The organism is Chryseobacterium sp. G0201 (genome assembly GCF_003815655.1).
GTDB lineage: Bacteria > Bacteroidota > Bacteroidia > Flavobacteriales > Weeksellaceae > Chryseobacterium.
In genome coordinates this window covers 3,812,856-3,829,600 of sequence record NZ_CP033917.1, presented here as the reverse complement: position 1 = coordinate 3,829,600, position 16,745 = coordinate 3,812,856, and the positions used below count along the sequence as shown (strand labels likewise).

20 protein-coding genes are annotated in these 16,745 nt (G+C 34.4%); 13 read left to right on the top strand and 7 right to left on the bottom strand.

The window, feature by feature from the left end:
* Window positions 1-8: 8 nt before the first annotated feature.
* A complete protein-coding gene (locus EG348_RS17135) occupies window positions 9-683 on the bottom strand; it encodes an SDR family NAD(P)-dependent oxidoreductase (RefSeq protein ID WP_123984188.1) in 675 nt (224 codons plus the stop codon).
* A 129-nt stretch (window positions 684-812) separates the two neighbouring features.
* Between EG348_RS17135 and EG348_RS17130 the strand changes: the two genes are divergently transcribed.
* From EG348_RS17130 to EG348_RS17100, 7 genes are all read left to right on the top strand, one after another.
* Window positions 813-1,538, top strand: a complete 726-nt coding sequence (locus EG348_RS17130) for an IclR family transcriptional regulator (RefSeq protein ID WP_123984187.1) — start codon at window positions 813-815, stop codon at window positions 1,536-1,538.
* Window positions 1,539-1,672: 134 nt separating this feature from the next.
* On the top strand, window positions 1,673-2,446 hold the full coding sequence (locus EG348_RS17125) for a type 1 glutamine amidotransferase domain-containing protein (protein ID WP_228414771.1): 774 nt from the start codon (window positions 1,673-1,675) through the stop codon (window positions 2,444-2,446).
* Between the two features lie 58 nt (window positions 2,447-2,504).
* Window positions 2,505-2,906, top strand: a complete 402-nt coding sequence (locus EG348_RS17120) for a GlcG/HbpS family heme-binding protein (protein WP_123984186.1) — start codon at window positions 2,505-2,507, stop codon at window positions 2,904-2,906.
* 29 nt (window positions 2,907-2,935) lie between these two features.
* Window positions 2,936-3,679 carry an SDR family oxidoreductase gene (locus EG348_RS17115; RefSeq protein ID WP_123984185.1) on the top strand — a complete coding sequence of 248 codons (744 nt, stop codon included), beginning with the start codon at window positions 2,936-2,938 and terminating at the stop codon, window positions 3,677-3,679.
* A gap of 32 nt (window positions 3,680-3,711) precedes the next feature.
* On the top strand, window positions 3,712-4,476 hold the full coding sequence (locus EG348_RS17110; RefSeq protein ID WP_123984184.1) for an alpha/beta hydrolase: 765 nt from the start codon (window positions 3,712-3,714) through the stop codon (window positions 4,474-4,476).
* Window position 4,477: 1 nt separating this feature from the next.
* On the top strand, window positions 4,478-5,866 hold the full coding sequence (locus EG348_RS17105) for an aldehyde dehydrogenase family protein (RefSeq protein WP_123984183.1): 1,389 nt from the start codon (window positions 4,478-4,480) through the stop codon (window positions 5,864-5,866).
* 84 nt (window positions 5,867-5,950) lie between these two features.
* On the top strand, window positions 5,951-6,739 hold the full coding sequence (locus tag EG348_RS17100; RefSeq protein ID WP_123984182.1) for a PhzF family phenazine biosynthesis protein: 789 nt from the start codon (window positions 5,951-5,953) through the stop codon (window positions 6,737-6,739).
* Between the two features lie 77 nt (window positions 6,740-6,816).
* On the opposite strand, the gene EG348_RS17095 is transcribed toward EG348_RS17100, so the two are convergent.
* The 5 genes from EG348_RS17095 to ribA form a co-directional block, all read right to left on the bottom strand.
* Window positions 6,817-7,443 carry an NAD(P)-dependent oxidoreductase gene (locus EG348_RS17095; RefSeq protein ID WP_123984181.1) on the bottom strand — a complete coding sequence of 209 codons (627 nt, stop codon included), beginning with the start codon at window positions 7,441-7,443 and terminating at the stop codon, window positions 6,817-6,819.
* A 7-nt stretch (window positions 7,444-7,450) separates the two neighbouring features.
* Window positions 7,451-8,251 carry an inositol monophosphatase family protein gene (locus EG348_RS17090; RefSeq protein ID WP_123984180.1) on the bottom strand — a complete coding sequence of 267 codons (801 nt, stop codon included), beginning with the start codon at window positions 8,249-8,251 and terminating at the stop codon, window positions 7,451-7,453.
* Window positions 8,252-8,311: 60 nt separating this feature from the next.
* On the bottom strand, window positions 8,312-9,193 hold the full coding sequence (locus EG348_RS17085; RefSeq protein WP_123984179.1) for an AraC family transcriptional regulator: 882 nt from the start codon (window positions 9,191-9,193) through the stop codon (window positions 8,312-8,314).
* 564 nt (window positions 9,194-9,757) lie between these two features.
* The gene (locus EG348_RS17075; RefSeq protein ID WP_123984178.1) at window positions 9,758-10,396 is read right to left on the bottom strand and encodes a 4'-phosphopantetheinyl transferase family protein; all 639 of its coding nucleotides are present in this window, start codon (window positions 10,394-10,396) and stop codon (window positions 9,758-9,760) included.
* A 347-nt stretch (window positions 10,397-10,743) separates the two neighbouring features.
* The gene (gene ribA / locus EG348_RS17070; protein ID WP_123984177.1) at window positions 10,744-11,334 is read right to left on the bottom strand and encodes a GTP cyclohydrolase II; all 591 of its coding nucleotides are present in this window, start codon (window positions 11,332-11,334) and stop codon (window positions 10,744-10,746) included.
* A gap of 96 nt (window positions 11,335-11,430) precedes the next feature.
* Here ribA and EG348_RS17065 point away from each other — a divergent pair, with 96 nt between their 5' ends.
* From EG348_RS17065 to EG348_RS17040, 6 genes are read left to right on the top strand one after another with little or no spacing between them, the layout of a single operon-like run.
* On the top strand, window positions 11,431-12,090 hold the full coding sequence (locus EG348_RS17065; protein ID WP_123984176.1) for a TetR family transcriptional regulator C-terminal domain-containing protein: 660 nt from the start codon (window positions 11,431-11,433) through the stop codon (window positions 12,088-12,090).
* The gene (locus tag EG348_RS17060) at window positions 12,091-13,413 is read left to right on the top strand and encodes an ABC1 kinase family protein (RefSeq protein WP_123984175.1); all 1,323 of its coding nucleotides are present in this window, start codon (window positions 12,091-12,093) and stop codon (window positions 13,411-13,413) included. It begins immediately after the preceding gene.
* A gap of 1 nt (window position 13,414) precedes the next feature.
* Window positions 13,415-13,567: a DUF2256 domain-containing protein gene (locus EG348_RS17055; RefSeq protein WP_123984174.1), complete on the top strand. Its 153-nt coding sequence runs from the start codon at window positions 13,415-13,417 to the stop codon at window positions 13,565-13,567.
* Entirely contained in the window at window positions 13,551-13,832 is a 282-nt protein-coding gene (locus EG348_RS17050) for a TIGR03643 family protein (protein ID WP_123984173.1), read from the top strand. Before EG348_RS17055 ends, EG348_RS17050 begins: the two co-directional genes overlap by 17 nt.
* Window positions 13,829-14,527: an SDR family NAD(P)-dependent oxidoreductase gene (locus tag EG348_RS17045; RefSeq protein WP_123984172.1), complete on the top strand. Its 699-nt coding sequence runs from the start codon at window positions 13,829-13,831 to the stop codon at window positions 14,525-14,527. The genes EG348_RS17050 and EG348_RS17045 overlap by 4 nt, the downstream gene beginning before the upstream one ends.
* 45 nt (window positions 14,528-14,572) lie before the next feature.
* Window positions 14,573-15,223 carry a MarR family winged helix-turn-helix transcriptional regulator gene (locus tag EG348_RS17040; RefSeq protein ID WP_123984171.1) on the top strand — a complete coding sequence of 217 codons (651 nt, stop codon included), beginning with the start codon at window positions 14,573-14,575 and terminating at the stop codon, window positions 15,221-15,223.
* Window positions 15,224-16,135: 912 nt separating this feature from the next.
* Here EG348_RS17040 and EG348_RS17035 read toward each other — a convergent pair.
* Window positions 16,136-16,744, bottom strand: coding sequence for a hypothetical protein (locus tag EG348_RS17035; RefSeq protein WP_123984170.1), 609 nt, complete (start codon window positions 16,742-16,744; stop codon window positions 16,136-16,138).
* Window position 16,745: the final 1 nt, after the last annotated feature.

The window sequence follows — 16,745 nt, the reverse complement described above, 5'->3', positions numbered from 1 at the left end:
ATGATTACTTAAAATTCTTCTACTGTATTTAATTCTATATTCCAGAATTTACCTGTCTGCGTATTTTCAGTAATGGCTTTATAAATCCCGTTAACAGACTGCTCAAGCGTTACAGGAGCGGTATCACCTCCCATTCTTGTTTGTACCCACCCAGGATGCAATGGCGTTACACGTATATTCTTATCTGCAAGTCTTTGGCTCAGCATTACAGCATAAATATTAATAGCGGCTTTAGACATTCTGTATGCCGGAGCGTTAGGTGCCAGATTGCGAATTAATGACATAGCAGTTGATAAAAAGACAATTTGGCCTCCCGCATTTATATCATTCAAAAATGCTTCAGTAAACAATACGGTTCCGGTGGTATTGGTTGCGAATGTAGCGTTCATTAGTTCTGCTGTAGGTATTTCATTCTCAAAATCAAGACCTACACCTGCATTATTCACCAAACAATCTAAGGTAACACCTAAGTTCTTAACTTGCTCTGATGCATGTTTGATACTTTCTTCATTGCTGATATCACCTTTTATAATGGTTAAGTTAGGATGAGAAAAATCTGCAATTTCACCTGAACGTGTTATGGCAATCACTTTTATACCTTCACTTAATAATTTCTTGGTTAGTCCAAGACCTATTCCATTGCTTGCACCCGTTACCAGTACATTTTTAATTGAGTTATTCATTATTTTAATCTATTTTTTGTTCAATTTGTTTTCTTTTTTCTTACAAATCGTTAGCAAATGTAATAATTAATCGAACTTTTCAGATGCAATGAACTTTTAAATGTAAATTTGTTCACTATATGCGAACTTATGAACCAATCCGTTAAAAAAACATTCCAGATTTTGGAATATATAGCCTCCAATGGAAATTTTGTAAGGCTTAATGATGTCGCTCAAGCATTAGACTTAAAGAAGAATACAGCCCATGGATTTTTAGACAGTTTAAAAGAATTAGGTTATTTAGAGCAAGACGATATTAGCCCAAGATATAAAATCAGTGGAAAGATAGAAGATTTATATGTTTCTTCATTTTCTTTGAATGACCTTAGACACGAACTTCGCCCAATTTTAGAAAAAATATCCAACCTAACCAATGAGTCATCATATTTAGCCATACAGATGGGCTCATACTACAGATACGAACTTAAATGCGAGCCCAACAGAGCTGTAAAGATTACACTCAATACAGGTAAAGAATATGAAATGACCACTACAGCCATAGGGAAATGTTTCCTTGCCTATTCGGAACACTTACAAAGAAGTATTCGTAAGCAATATACTACAGAAAATTTTGCGGTGATTGAAAAAGAAATTAATATCATCAACCAAACAGGTTATGCGCTGGATATAGAAGCTTATGAACCGGATTTAAATTGTGTTGCCATGCCTATTTTCATAAAAAAAAGACCTATTGCAGTGCTGTGTGTTTCTGGACCTTCATTTAGGTTTAAAGAATCACAATTCATTGAAAGTCTTCGTATAATGGACTCTTTACTGAAAGAGCACGGGAAATATCATCATAAACTTAATTTCTAAGTTTCATTTACTCTATAACTATTAAAGTGTGATCTCCATCACACTTTTTTTGTGACTTCACTCCTCGTAATGAGGATGAGTACTGCTATACATTTGTCCTATCAATAACTCATTAACAATTTAAACTTTATCAAATGAAAAAACTTATCCTTTTAATTATAGCTTTTGCCCTTACAACTTTTAACGCACAAAGCAAAAAAGAAAATATAAACCTGAAAAATGAAACAACAATGACCAAGAAGGTTTTAATTATTGTCTCCAATGCCAACGCGATCGGACCAAACAACAGAAGAACAGGAACTTTCCTTCCTGAAGTAGCGCATCCTTATGCAGAATTTAGCAAAGCAAATTACCAAATAGACTTTGCAAGTTTAACGGGAGATACGCCTTATTTAGATGCCCTTAATTTAGCAAGCGACCCAGACAATCTTTCGTTTTTAACGGGAAAAGGATGGGAAACTATGCAAAAAGCCGTTAAACTTTCAACGGTGGATGTTAGTAAATACGACGCGATCTTCATACCTGGCGGTTTAGCCCCAATGGTGGATATGCCGGAAAATGCTCTTTTGAAAAAGACCATCAAAGAAACTTATGAAAGAAATGCAGTGGTAGGAGCTGTTTGTCACGGCCCAGTTTCTTTATTAAATGTAAAACTAAGCAACGGATCTTACCTTGTGAATGGAAAAAACATCACGTCTTTTACAGATGAGGAAGAAAGAGGTTACGCCATCGCAGATGTCCCATTTTTATTGGAAACGGCTTTAACGAAACAAGGCGCTAAATTTCATGCTGCGACAAATTGGTCAGCGCACAGTATCGCGGATGGTAATTTGGTTACAGGTCAAAACCCTGCTTCTGCAAAGGGAGTTGCTGAAAAAATGATTATTATTTTGGAATCTTCTAAGTAAATATCATCATAAAATACTCTTAATCAATTCCTTGATATCATTTATAAAAGAACATTCTATGAATATAACGTCAATCGAATCAGAAAAAATAATGGAAGCAGCAAAGGCCAAAGCAGAAGAAATTGGAGTTCCAATGAACATTGCCATTGTAGACGAAGGAGCAAATCTAAAATTATTCTTACGGATGGACGAGGCACTTTTAGGATGCGCTGACATTGCCATCAAAAAAGCAAAAACTGCCCGTTTTTTTAATCAAGATTCTGGAAAAATCGGGAAATTATCACAACCTGGAGGTCCTTTATACAATATTGAACATTCAAATGGTGGTCTGATAACATTTGCCGGCGGTGTAGTCGTAAAGGATGATAACAATAAAATAATTGGTGCGATTGGCGTTTCAGGAGGTTCTGTGGAGCAGGATCAGATGGTAGCCAGTGCCGGGATAAATGCCCTCAAATAAATTAAAATAATTTTAAAATTTAAATCAAAATGGAAAACAATATCAAAAACAAAGTAGTCGTAATTACAGGCGCAAGCAGCGGTTTGGGCGAAGAAACAGCAAAACACCTTGCCGAAAAAGGAGCCATCGTAGTTCTTGGCGCTAGGCGAGAAGAAAATTTGAAACAAATCGTCAATGACATTGTTACCAAAGGTGGTACAGCTTTATATCAGGTAACCGATGTCACCAGCAAAATTCAGGTTCAGGCTTTGGTTGATAAAGCAGTTAGGACTTATGGAAAAATTGATGTACTCATCAATAATGCCGGAATTATGCCGATCGCGCCAATGTCAGAAGTTAGAACGGATGAATGGGACCATATGATCGACATCAATATCAAAGGGGTTCTTTATGGAATAGCTGCTGCGTTACCGATCTTTCAAAAACAGGAATCTGGTCATTTTATTAATTTGGGTTCTGTGGCCGGCATCAAAGTTTTCAGTCCAGGCGGAACGGTTTACAGCGGAACCAAGTTTGCGGTTCGGGCAATAAGCGACGGACTGAGACACGAAGTTGGCCGAAATATCAGAACTACTACTATCGAGCCTGGCGCAGTAGATTCTGAGCTAAAGTTGAGTACAAATCATAAAGACAGTTCTGTCGGGGTCAATGAGTTTTACAAACTGGCGATTCCTGCGTCATCAGTTGCAAGAGCCATCGCTTTTGCGATAGAACAACCGGCTGATGTAGATATCAACGAAATTGTTATCAGACCTACCGTTCAGGATTTTTAATTAAAATATTAATCAATTTAAATTCTAAAATAATGAAAACATTAAAATCATATATCACTCTATTTCTTCTCTTAATAGCTGCTTTTAACGCCAATGCGCAAAGTAATAATACAACGAAACCGACCATTGTTTTTGTACACGGCGTTTGGGCAGACGGCAACAGTTTTTCGTCTCAGATCACTGCATTGCAAGCAAAAGGCTATGATGTTGTATCGGTGCAAAATCCGGTTACCTCGCTTGCCAACGATGTAGCCGCTACCAAAAGAGCAATCGATTTGATCAAAGGAAATATTATTCTTGTCGGTCATTCTTGGGGTGGTTTTGTCATTTCTCAGTTTAACAATGATGCTAAAGTGGTTGGACTCGTATATCTGGCAGCCTTTGCTCCGGAGAAAGGTGAAACTATTGTAAACCTGAATAAAAATGCATCGGAAACAGAACTTTCAAAATACTTCGTGCCTCAGGACGGTTATGTTTATTTATCAAAAGAAGGGGTAAAAACTGCATTTGCTGCCGATTTAAACTCTAAGCAACAGGCGCTTATTTATGCCACACAAACACCTGCGTCACAAAGTATTTTTACAGATAAAAGCGAAGCTCCTGCATGGAAACAAAAACCATCTTGGTATGTAGTCGCAAAAAACGACAAGGCAATACATCCTGATTTAGAACGTTTTATGGCAAAGAGAATGAAAGCAAAGACTATAGAAATAGAGTCTAGCCATGTGGTAATGAATTCGCATCCTACAGAAGTATTAAAAATCATTGAAGAAGCTGCGAATTTTAAATATAATTAAAATGACTGCGAAAATAACATCACCATACGATCAAAGCTTCGTAAAAGAGGTAGAATTAATTACTAAAAACGAGGTTGAAGATGTATTAATTACAGCTCAGAATTTATTTAATGATCAATCAAATTGGCTCCCGGCTTACCAAAGAATTGAAATATTGGAAAAAGCAGCTTCCATAATGAATGAAAGAAGCGAAGAATTAATACAAATCGCCATCAGTGAAGGCGGAAAACCTTATAAAGATTCTAAGGCGGAAATACTCCGAGCGATAAAAGGTGTAAAATTGGCAGCTGAACACATTTCGCAAATAAAAGGAGAACAGATTCCGATGGAACTTACGGAAGCCTCTTTGAACAGAATCGCTTTTACTACCACAGAACCTATTGGCGTGGTTGCCGCAGTCAGTGCATTTAATCATACAATGAATTTGGCCGTTCATCAGATTGCGACTGCAATTGCTGCGGGTTGTCCTGTCATTTTTAAACCATCGATCAATACGCCTTTATCAGGTCTTGCATTGGCAGATATTTTGAAAGAAGCCGGATTACCGGAAGGCTGGCTGCAAGTTGTATTGTGTGATAATGAGACGGCAGAATTATTGGTTACCGATCCTAGAATTCATTTTTTCTCATTTATCGGTTCAGCAAAAGTCGGTTGGTCTCTCAACAGCAAATTAGCTCCGGGAACCAGATCAGCCTTAGAGCACGGTGGCGCAGCGCCTGTCATTGTTGAAAAGGATGCTGATTTTAGCGAAATGATTCCTGATCTTGTGAAAGGCGCTTTTTATCACGCTGGTCAGGTTTGTGTTTCGGTTCAGAAAATTTACGTCAATCAAGAAATTTGCGAACAGTTTATTGAACAGCTTTCGGAGGCAACCAAGAAACTGATCGTCGGAAATCCGTTTGATGAAACAACAGATGTGGGTTCGCTGATTACCCCAAAAGAAGTCGACCGTGTTGAGCAATGGATTAACGAAGCTATTGAAGAAGGCGCAAAATTAATTACAGGAGGAAAAAGGATTTCTGATACATGCTTCGAACCTACGGTTTTATTTGATCCATCAGAAAAATCTAAAGTTTCAAACCTTGAAATTTTCGGTCCTGTGGTTTGCATCTACCCTTTCACAGATCGAGATGAAGCCATCAAAAAAGCAAATGCTTTGGATGTTCATTTTCAGGCTGCAGTTTTCACCAAAAACATCGATATTGCTTTAGATACTGTAAAAAAGCTAAATGCTACAGCTGTGATGGTAAATGACCATACTGCTTTCCGGGTAGATTGGATGCCGTTTGGCGGAAGAGATGCTTCAGGTCTGGGAATGGGCGGAATCTCCTATACAATTAATGAAATGACTAGAGAAAAGATGATGGTCTTTAAAAGTAAATCACTATAATATTTAAGGGAAATTTCATCATCAAAAAAGAAATTAATTAATAAATTACAGTACTTTATTAATTAATGGAAAAAAGATAGCAAAATGAAATATAACCTATATCAAATTGACGCTTTTACAGACAAGACCTTTGGCGGAAATCCTGCTTGCGTTGTACCTCTTGAAAACTGGCTGGCAGATGATATTTTATTGAAAATAACAAAAGAAAATGCCGTTGCCGAAACCGCTTTTTTCGTAAACAAAGGTGATAAAATCCATTTGCGTTGGTTCACGCCAGAAATTGAAATGGATCTTTGCGGTCACGCTACCCTTGCAACGGCACATTGCTTAAAGACGATTCTAAACTACGAAAATGATACGATTGTTTTTGAAACTTTAAGTGGCGATTTAACCGTTGTGGTTGATAAAGATATTTACAGAATGGATTTTCCGGCGAGAATGCCTATAGCTGATATACTACCAAAAAACATTGAAGATTCGCTGAATATTAAACCAAAAGAAGTTTTAAAATCAAGAGATTATGTTTTGGTCTATGACAATGAAACGGATGTCAGAAATATCAAAATCGACAGGCAATTATTTGACCAGATCAATTTGGATCCGGGCGGTGTGATCGTAACAGCAAAAGGTGACAACTGCGATTTCGTTTCAAGATTCTTTACGCCGCAGGCATCTATTTTGGAAGATCCTGTAACAGGTTCAGCACATTGTTCATTAATACCCTTTTGGGCAGAGAGACTGAATAAAAAAGAACTTAGCGCGCTTCAAGTTTCTGAACGTTTAGGAACATTATTTTGTGAGGACAAAGGTGATCGCGTTATTATCAGTGGAAAAGCAAAAACGTATTCTGTCGGAAATTTTTGGATCGAATAAACTGATTTTCAATAGCAAATAAGCCGTTAGTTTTAAAAAAATAGTGACAGAATTATATCCGTCACTATTTTTTTTAATTAATTTGTCAGTGCTACATATTGATAAAGAAACCTTGTATTTTCTGCTTCATCAACTAAGAATTTCGCTACATCGGCTCTTGAGATCTTTCCCACTTTCATTCCTTTTTTAAGACTTGATAATGCTTTATAAGACGTTGTTGAACTTCCGTTGGTAAGCATTCCGGGTCTTATGATCTCCCATTTCAAAGTACTTTTTGTGATCAACTCTTCCATGATAGTCTTATTGATATACTGTTCTTTCAGAAATAATGATATGACTGTTCGCATAAAAAAACTTAAATAATTTTTACTTTCTCCCGCTCCAAAACCTGTAATAACAAGAATTGGCGAAGAGAAATTAAGTTCATCCGTAACATTGATAAGCGTTTTGGCAATATCAGAAAAAAGAGTTGTTGCTTTTTTATTTTTTGTTCCAACAGTTATTAGAACTGCATCGGAATTTTTAAGTGCTTTTTTCAAATCAATTGGTGAGGTTGCGCTTCCATTTATTTTAATGAGGTTGGGATGGTCTTTAATATGATTCGTGTTCGTAGACAATGCGGTTACGGCATGTCCTTTTTCGAGCGCTTGATTTACAGATTCTAATCCAATTCCGGCTCCGGCTCCTATGATTGCTATATTCATTTTATTTTTAAGATTTAATTGAGAGATATTTTTCAGTAATACTTTTGCCTGCGACCAAAAGGCTTTCACTTCCCCACTTCCAAGGATTTCCATCGGCTGTTAAAATTTCAGCTCCGGCTTCTCTAGCAATCATCAGCCCTGCAATCCAATTGTACGTATCAAGATCTTCCTGAATGAACAAATCAATTCTTCCTGCGCCGACGTAAGCCAATTGCAGTCCGTGAGGACCATAATTTCTTACAATTCCGAAATTATCCAATAGTTTAGAAACGGTAGAACCAATTTTTTCATTCAAATTATTGTTGGATTTGTCCTGATGACCATATTCAAAAACTGCCAGCATGATTGCTAAATCTGTTTTAAAGCTAAGTTTAAGTGCATTTCCATTCATAAAAGCACCTTCCCCTTCTTTTGCCCAAAACATTTCGTTAGCCAACGGATCATAAATAACAGAGAAGAAAGGTTTCCCGCCACGTATAAGGACAAGATTTATCGTCCACCCCGGCATTTGCTGAAGATATTGTATAGCGCCATCCATAGCATCACAAAGCCAATATTCGTATTCTTGGGAGGGATTTCTTTGTGAATCGGTATCAAACTCATCTCCTATATGCCAAGGCGTATTGGGAAATTCCAGAGATAAGTCTTCTTTTAAAGATGCCAGACACAATGTATCGATATCTTCTAATTGTTTTAAAAGCTCATTCATACTTTGCGGTATAGAATTTTGTTTGTAGTCTTTTAAAAAGCTATTCCCTATTTTTCTTACTGCATCAAGTATAATTGGGATATTTATTTCGTTTTGCATATCAATTATTGTATTAATTACAATGCAAAACTACTTACAAGACTGCCCCTAATGATAGTTTTAATGAAGGGAAGAATAGTCCTGATCACGGAATTTTTTCCGAAACTCGAGAGGTGTAAGATTTGTTACTTTTTTAAAAAGTTTTCCAAAATAAACAGGTTCATCATATCCTACTTCATAAGCAATTTCCTTAACAGTTTTATCTGTAAAGTACAGCAATCGTTTAGCTTCCATAATCGATGCTTCCTGAATATGAGCGGAAACCGGACTTCCTGTTAACGATTTAATAGTATCATTCAAATGAGAAGTTGATATAGAAAGTGCCGAGGCATACTGTGCCGGCTGTTTCCAGGTTTTGAAATTTTCTTTCGTTAGATTTATGAAATTTTCTTTAATGATAATACTGCGATTTTCTTTCTCTTTTTCAACAGGTAAATTGGTAATAAGCTCTCCTGCAATAAGACTTAAAAGACCATTTAGTAAGGCGTGAATACTTTTTTGAATGTATATATTTACATTTTGCAGCTGTACTTTCTCAATTAAATCCATTAAAATAGTAAGTTCCTGATAGAAAGCAGATCTTTGTTCAAGAAAAAACGGATTATTGATTTTATTTTCTAAAAGCTGCAGTACCTCTTTACTCACCAGTGACGGATCAAAGCTGATCATCCATCCTTTTGGATTTTTTACTTCCATAACATGATGCACTTCTTCAGGAAATACACAAAGCAATGCAGGAGCAGTAAATTCTACATTTTCAAAATCAATATTTAACTTAAATTCGCCTTGTAAAGCCAACATTAACTGACAGTGATTATCTCTATGAGGTTTAGAAACATCATGTTCATCATTTTCCTGATCTTCCATATTCACAATAATAACTCCTGCTTTTGCCTGTGGCGAAAGTTCAAATTGTTTAATGGTATGGTTTTTATTGTTCAAGATGTAAAAATGATGTTTTATAAATATGAAGAAATATTATTTGTGATCAAATTATTTTTTTTCTGACTATATTTTTTCTCACATTACTCAGAAACTCCGATGTATTTCCAAATATGATACAATCTGGGTATTGGGAAGCCTTTTGATTAATTCTGGAAAATCTCTCCGGAAATTGAGATATCTTTCTTCGGCTGTGAAACTTATACTTTGTAATATTCTATCCTGAAAATTAATGAACTTTCTTTCGTTGATGATCCTGAAATTTCTGTCAAACTTATGATATATCGGAAATCCACTCATTTTCAATCGCAAACTGTAAATTATGTTCTTTAAAATTGGTATCTACTGCATACATTTTAAAATACCCTGAAACAAAGAAATACATATGCTTACAAATTTCACTCTCCTGCAAAAGAAAACATTTCTTTTTCACAAGTCTTTTTACATCTTCTTCCTCTTTTTTATTTCTAATTCGTTCATTCTTCTAGTGATTGCATTCTGCTCTGCCATAGAATATGCTTCAGTCTGCTAAACGGAATAATATCCTAAATATTTACATTTTCTTCAGTAATAAAATTCTTCAAAAAGAATTGTTTTGTTCAAAATATCGATGTTATTGGAAGCAATATGACTAACAAAATTTTTATGAATAAAAATTTCTTTAACAAAAAACTTTTCATTATCAATCAAACATTCATTTTTCAAGACTTCAAACGAATCTAATGGGATCTGTAAACCTCTTCCATCAGCTTTTATAACTGCTTCTTTCTTTGTCCAATAAGTAAACAAACTTTTAGTTTTGTCTCTCGAATGATGTATTTCATAAAACTCTACAATAGTCATTTGTGATTGAAAATCCAGATAATCAATTTTTTCATCCAAAAACTCCACATCAATTCCTATTGGAAAATCGCCTATGGCACATACTACCAAATTGTTTGAATGTGATATATTAAAATGAATATTTTGTTCTTTTAAAAATGGTTTATTATCAGTTGACAGATGAATATTGGTTTCATTTATATAATAATAATTACTTAATCCGTAATTTAGAAGAACTCTTCCCAATAAAGACAATTGAGCATCTTGCCATCTTCTGTGCTTCTGGATTTTATTTTGGAAATCTTCACAGAATACATGTAAATACTTATCTAATAAATGTTTATGTTTAAATTCATTAATAAATGTATATAAAACTATCATTCTTTTTCTTTAAATGTATTTCTTAGTTAAAAGTTCTTTTTCATACTCTTAAATATAATAAGAATTGTGTACTAACAAAAGTAGAAAATCCAATTTTTAGTGCCTAGTTTAATTTGGTTAATACATTATCCAAAGATGCTGTACACAGTATTATTTTTCCTTCGTGGTCAATAAGGAATAAAGTTGGTGTGCCCGTAACAACATAGTTTTTGAAGTTTTCTACGTATGATTCTTTTCATAGAAAATCCTTGGTTTTATTTTTAAAAACTGAAAGGTCTGTATCTGAGATCAATAATAGATTAATTTTTACCTGATTTCAGAAATTGTCCTGAAAACAATGATAACAGTTATATCTTTTCTAAAAGATGTCCAAAATAATTTTTCTTTATCGTAAGATAAGATTCATTCGTTGCGTTAGAATCTATTTCCAGAGGAATTCTTTTATTAAGCAAAATACCGCTATTGTCAAGAGATTTTAATTTTTCAGGATTATTGGTTAACAAATTCACCTTTGAGATTGTAAGTATTTTAAGCATTTCAATGGCTACACCAAAATCTCTTCCGTCTGCGGGAAGGCCTAATCTCAGATTCGCTTCTACGGTATCAAGACCTTCTTCCTGAAGGGCATACGCTTTCAATTTGTTTATAATTCCAATATTTCTTCCTTCCTGTCTAAGGTAGATAATAATTCCTCCGTTTTCCGAAACAAATTTCATTGCGGCATCCAATTGCTGTCCGCATTCGCATTTTCTGGAATGAAAAACTTCTCCCGTAATGCATTCTGAATGGAAACGCACATTGACGATATCATTAAAATCTGTTTTATCTGCAACCCACACCAAATGAGGATTCCAGTCATTTTCACTTTCAGAAAAAGCATAAACTTTAAACATTCCAAAATCTGTAGGTATATTAGATTGAGCTTGTATTTTCAACATTAGTTATAATTTGAATCGTTATTATAGTACAAATTTATACTTTATTTATTTAATTAGTAAAATTAATTACTAAATTTGTCATAAATAAAATCTATAATGGAAAAAGAAAATTTGATAACAGAAGAAAAAATATTCGAACTGTACGGTGATTATATACTGAATCACGGTGAAAGACCAAAGAACATCTACATATTTGCGAAAGACAACGAGTTTGAAGAAATAGATTTTTACAATCATTTTTCAAGCTTCGAGCAGATAGAAAAACTGATGCTAGTCAATCTTTTTAATAAGTCAGTTGAACTTGCTTCGGAAGTCAATAGTTCAGATGAAATGACCTCGAAAGAAAAATTACTGAATGTTTATTTCATCTTTTTTGAAAATATGACGATGAACAGATCTTTGGTATTAATGATTTTAGGAAATGATAAATTACGCGCTGCGAAAATCTCAAACCAGCTGAAGGAAACGCACCGAAATTTCATCAAAACATTAGATTTTAACGATTGGGAAATTATAGAAAAATCTAAGGATAATATAAGAAACTTTCACGAAAAAGCTAGAGAAGAAGCTTTATGGCTACATTTGGTTTCTGCCATCGAGTTTTGGAAAAAAGATACTTCGCCTTCATTCGAAAAAACGGATATCTATATCGAAAAAACAATTGATACAGGATTTGAATTGATGGATAACGAACCTTTGCGAAAAGTTTTGGATCTCGGAAAATTTTTATTTAAAGAAAATTTCAAAAAAAAATAAATGAAAACACTTAATAAAATTCCGACCGGAAAACTTGAACGAACAAGCAGTTTGCTGAAAGCAGGTGCAAAAGTAGGCGTTAACTACATCAAATATTACGGAAACAAGATTACAAAAGACAAAAACGAAGACGAAGCGCTGAAAACATTAAATGAAAATAATGCTTCAGACATTTACGATTCTCTGAAAGAACTGAAAGGCTCTGCTTTAAAGGTTGCTCAGATGCTGAGCATGGAAAAAAATATCCTTCCGCAGGCTTATGTTGAGAAATTTTCCCTGTCGCAGTTTTCTGTTCCGCCGCTTTCCGGAGCTTTGGTAAAAAAGACTTTCAGAAAATATTTCGGCAAAAATCCGGAAGATATTTTTGATGAATTTACACCAGAATCTGTGAATGCGGCAAGCATCGGTCAGGTTCATAAAGCTAAGAAAGACAATAAAAACTTTGCGGTAAAAATCCAATATCCGGGAGTGAGAGAAAGTATTTCCAGCGATCTGAAAATGGTAAAGCCGATTGCTATGAAAATGTTCAACATCAAAAAAGAAGGTTCCGAATCTTATTTTCAGGAAGTAGAAAATAAACTGTTTGAGGAAACCGATTATGATCTTGAACTTAAAAGAAGTCAGGAAATTTCTGAAAAATGCAGCCATCTCCCGAATCTTCAGTTTCCGAAATATTACCCTGAATTTTCTTGCGAAAGAATCATCACAATGGATTGGATGACCGGAAAACATTTTTCTGAATTCACCAAACAAAATAATTCTCAGGAAAACCTTAACAAAATCGGGCAGACACTTTGGGATTTTTATATGTTCCAGATGCATATTTTAAAGCAGGTTCACGCCGATCCTCATCCCGGAAATTTCTTGATTTCGGATGATAAAAAACTATTGGTCATTGATTTTGGATGTATCAAAGAAATTCCGAACGATTTCTATCAACCTTATTTTGAATTAGCTAAAAATGAGAATTTGAATAATCCTGAGATTTTTAGGGAAAAATTATATCAGCTTGAGATTTTAAGATCTGATGATTCAGTTCAGGAGCAGGAATTTTTCACCAAATTATTCTATGAGCTTTTAGAATTGTTTACCAGACCATTTAATGCTGATAATTTTGACTTTTCTGATGAAAATTTCTTTCAGGAAATTGCCGATCTCGGACAACGTTATGCTAAAATGAGCGATATGAAAGGAATGAATACCAATCGAGGTTCAAAGCATTTCATTTATCTCAACCGAACGTTTTTCGGATTGTATAACATGATGCACGATTTGAAAGCGAAAAATATTGAAATTAATCATTATAAAAAATTCATCCTGTAAAATGCCTGCTGACTTGCCTTCAAAAATCTGCGAAGTTTGTGGATTATCTTTTAACTGGCGTAAAAAGTGGAAGAAAAACTGGGAAGACGTAAAATATTGCAGCGAAAGATGCCGAAGAAATAAAAATCTGAACAAAAATGCTGAAAAAATTTAGACCCGAACAAACAGACCGAATTATCGAAATGGCTTGGGAAGACAGAACGCCTTTTGAGGCCATCGAATTTCAATTTAAAATAGCTGAATCTGAAGTGATTGAATTGATGAGAACCGAACTGAAACCATCAAGTTTTAGGCTTTGGAGAAAAAGAGTGAATTCCGGAATCAGTAAAAAACATCTGATGAAAAGAAACCCGGAAATTAACAGATTTAAATGCAGCAGACAAAGAACAATAAGTCATAATAAAATTTCTAAACGATGAAAAATATAATAATCATGGGTTGCGGACAGGGAATCGGATTTGCCACTGCAAAAATTCTATCGGAAAATAATAACGTTATAGGAATTTCGAGAACTCATAATCCTGAATTGGAAAAACTGAATATTGAATTTCATCAACTGGATATTCTTAACGGAAATCTGGATGACATTAATTTCCCGGAAGTTGTTGATGGTCTTGTTTATGCACCCGGAAGCATTAATCTTAAACCTTTTAATCGATTGACGGAAGATGACTTTAAAAATGATTTCGAAATCAATGTTTTAGGTGCAGTGAAATGTATTCAGAAATTGCTTCCTAATTTGAAAAAGTCAGAAAGTGCTTCTATTGTATTGTTTAGTTCAGTAGCTGCAAAACTGGGAATGCCCTTTCACGCCTCTATTTCAACCAGTAAAAACGCTGTCGAAGGTTTGACGAAAAGTCTTGCAGCTGAATTCTCTGCTCAGAAAATTAGAGTCAATGCGATAGCACCTTCTTTAACAGATACACATCTTGCATCACAACTTTTATCCACTCCGGAAAAACGTGAAGCTTCCGGAAAAAGACATCCTCTGCAAAGAGTTGGAAATGCTGAGGAAATGGCAAAAATAACCGAGTTTTTACTGTCAGCCGATTCTTCTTGGATAACGGGACAAATCATTGGGATTGACGGTGGAATGGGAAGTATTAAACTTTGATTGGCTCAAAATAAGTAAAACCTATATCTTTACATAAATTAAACTATGCACACTGATTTTTTTATTGATCTTCTTCTTAAGGTAAAGGATTTTGAAAACTCGAAAGCCTATAAGCCTAATTGTAATGTGGAAGATTTCCGAATGTGGCTGAACGACAAAAAATATACAGAAGAAAGCCCTACAAAGCTCTTTAAAAATGAAAAGCATAAAGTTTTTTTTACCGAAAACGAAATCTGCAAACAGGTTTTGCTTTTGAGCAGATATTCCAAACAATTGATAAGGAAAGGTCTGGGAGATTTTCCTGAGCTCGCCAATGAAGAGTTCACTTATCTGTACCGCTTAAAAGATGAGCCAGATCTTACAAAAATCCAGCTTATCGAACGAAACGGACACGAAAAACAAACCGGAACTCAAATCATAAAAAGACTGCTGGAATATGGTCTGATAGAAGAAAAAAATGACAACGACGACAAAAGAAGCAAAAGACTGAACATCACAAAAAAAGGTGAAGAAATGTTTCATAAGTCTGTTAATAAAGTAAATATGACATCAAATATTTTATCCGGAAAATTAATGGATGAAGAGAAAAGTGAGCTTTTTAGAATACTAAAAAGCCTGAACGAATTTCATGCTCATATTTATGCAGATTATAAAGGTGCAGATATAGAAGAGATCAGCGAAGTTTTCGGATTATGAGAGAATTTCATTTAATTAATAAACTTCTATGCAGAGAATATGCTGAATATATCTCATATGTTAAAGTCGGTATTTAATATAAATAACGTCTGATTGTTCGTTTAATGTAAAACCCTTCCGTTTTAAGCATAAATGAATAATTTTGGTATGTATCAAAAACAACAAACCCTTGTTAATTATATAATTAACAAGGGTTTGTTTAAATTTAATTTCTCCAACTTGCGGAGAGAGAGGGATTCTCACCTACTCCTTCCATATACGATAGACATTGATTTTTTTATTTTAAGAATGCAAATTGCCACGATATTGCCACACTCTTTATCTTTATTTTCAAAAATCAATTTTCAGTTCTCATCTGAGCGCGGAATGGACGGGAATCGAACCCTAACCAATAAAGCGCTAATATTCTGCATGTTACATTTTTAATATTTTTGAGTGCCATTAAATTGCCACAAGTAAGACATTAAAAATATAATTACCAATTTTCACGTATTAACTTAAAGAACGTTTTAGTTTTCAAGTACAAATATATGCAATTCTTACTAACAGACAAAGCATAATTGACTGTTTATTGAATACTTAATTAGATTTTTTATCTAACCCGATTAGCAAGTAAATTTAATAACTCAGTATCTAAACCGTCACTGGAAAACCATAACCTATTGACCGCTCTTCACCAAAATAATTTTTTGATTACATCCTGATAACCATTTTGTTTCGGAGTATTCTAAAATTGGCGACAGAGGGTCAAATTTATTGGTATATGAACCAAAACGACCAAAACATGCAAACAACCACTTTTAGCGGAATCCCGAGCTAAACAAAAGATTACTAAAATTAATATTATTCGAAAAAATCGAAAAAACTTGGTAAGCAGTGAAAGTAATACGTATATTTTTACTACTTGCAAAATTAAATTGGAACAAAATTAAGGAGAAAGTGTTTTATCGTACCAATTTTACTGTGCTCGGATTCATAATAATCACTATGCAGAACATTTAATTTCCTAATCAATCTTTCAGTACCTCTACTGTCTTTCTTCAGCAACTTATTGATTCCATCTATTGTATTAACTGTAACACCATCCAGAACATATCCGACAAGGCTACCTTCTTTATACTTACCTGATGTGAAATTGTCGATTCCCGTATCAATATATCTGCGCTTTAACGCTGAATCTCTTTCTTTAAGATTTTTAGCTTCAAAAAAGTACTCATATTCAAATGCGGACATAAAAGATGTTAAGCGGAAATCAATTCGTGGAAATGTAGCTGAAAAACCTTTTAATTTTGAAATTGCTATTGGAAGATGAGCCTCGACATTGGAAGAAACTTTCCATTTAGACCTAAGCGGGTTTACTTTTATGTATTCGTGCAATTCAGAAGAAATATCATTTTCATTCCAATCTAGCTGGATTACATTCCTGGTTAATGAAGTTTGATAAGCTTGAGTGAGAAGCTTAAAACAGCGATTTTCAAATGCAATTTTGAAATTCTGGTAGATTTCATTATCTATAGCCATC

Excerpts from the sequence above, each read along its gene's own strand:
- EG348_RS17115 (WP_123984185.1), top strand. The coding sequence starts at position 2,936 with ATGGAAAACAATATCAAAAACAAAGTAGTCGTAATTACAGGCGCAAGC.
- EG348_RS17100 (WP_123984182.1), top strand. The coding sequence starts at position 5,951 with ATGAAATATAACCTATATCAAATTGACGCTTTTACAGACAAGACCTTT.
- EG348_RS17105 (WP_123984183.1), top strand. The coding sequence starts at position 4,478 with ATGACTGCGAAAATAACATCACCATACGATCAAAGCTTCGTAAAAGAG.
- EG348_RS17120 (WP_123984186.1), top strand. The coding sequence starts at position 2,505 with ATGAATATAACGTCAATCGAATCAGAAAAAATAATGGAAGCAGCAAAG.
- ribA (WP_123984177.1), bottom strand. The coding sequence starts at position 11,334 with ATGTTGAAAATACAAGCTCAATCTAATATACCTACAGATTTTGGAATG.
- EG348_RS17110 (WP_123984184.1), top strand. The coding sequence starts at position 3,712 with ATGAAAACATTAAAATCATATATCACTCTATTTCTTCTCTTAATAGCT.
- EG348_RS17095 (WP_123984181.1), bottom strand. The coding sequence starts at position 7,443 with ATGAATATAGCAATCATAGGAGCCGGAGCCGGAATTGGATTAGAATCT.
- EG348_RS17135 (WP_123984188.1), bottom strand. The coding sequence starts at position 683 with ATGAATAACTCAATTAAAAATGTACTGGTAACGGGTGCAAGCAATGGA.
- EG348_RS17075 (WP_123984178.1), bottom strand. The coding sequence starts at position 10,396 with ATGATAGTTTTATATACATTTATTAATGAATTTAAACATAAACATTTA.
- EG348_RS17050 (WP_123984173.1), top strand. The coding sequence starts at position 13,551 with ATGCTGAAAAAATTTAGACCCGAACAAACAGACCGAATTATCGAAATG.
- EG348_RS17090 (WP_123984180.1), bottom strand. The coding sequence starts at position 8,251 with ATGCAAAACGAAATAAATATCCCAATTATACTTGATGCAGTAAGAAAA.
- EG348_RS17125 (WP_228414771.1), top strand. The coding sequence starts at position 1,673 with ATGAAAAAACTTATCCTTTTAATTATAGCTTTTGCCCTTACAACTTTT.
- EG348_RS17035 (WP_123984170.1), bottom strand. The coding sequence starts at position 16,744 with ATGGCTATAGATAATGAAATCTACCAGAATTTCAAAATTGCATTTGAA.
- EG348_RS17055 (WP_123984174.1), top strand. The coding sequence starts at position 13,415 with ATGCCTGCTGACTTGCCTTCAAAAATCTGCGAAGTTTGTGGATTATCT.
- EG348_RS17045 (WP_123984172.1), top strand. The coding sequence starts at position 13,829 with ATGAAAAATATAATAATCATGGGTTGCGGACAGGGAATCGGATTTGCC.
- EG348_RS17065 (WP_123984176.1), top strand. The coding sequence starts at position 11,431 with ATGGAAAAAGAAAATTTGATAACAGAAGAAAAAATATTCGAACTGTAC.
- EG348_RS17040 (WP_123984171.1), top strand. The coding sequence starts at position 14,573 with ATGCACACTGATTTTTTTATTGATCTTCTTCTTAAGGTAAAGGATTTT.
- EG348_RS17130 (WP_123984187.1), top strand. The coding sequence starts at position 813 with ATGAACCAATCCGTTAAAAAAACATTCCAGATTTTGGAATATATAGCC.
- EG348_RS17060 (WP_123984175.1), top strand. The coding sequence starts at position 12,091 with ATGAAAACACTTAATAAAATTCCGACCGGAAAACTTGAACGAACAAGC.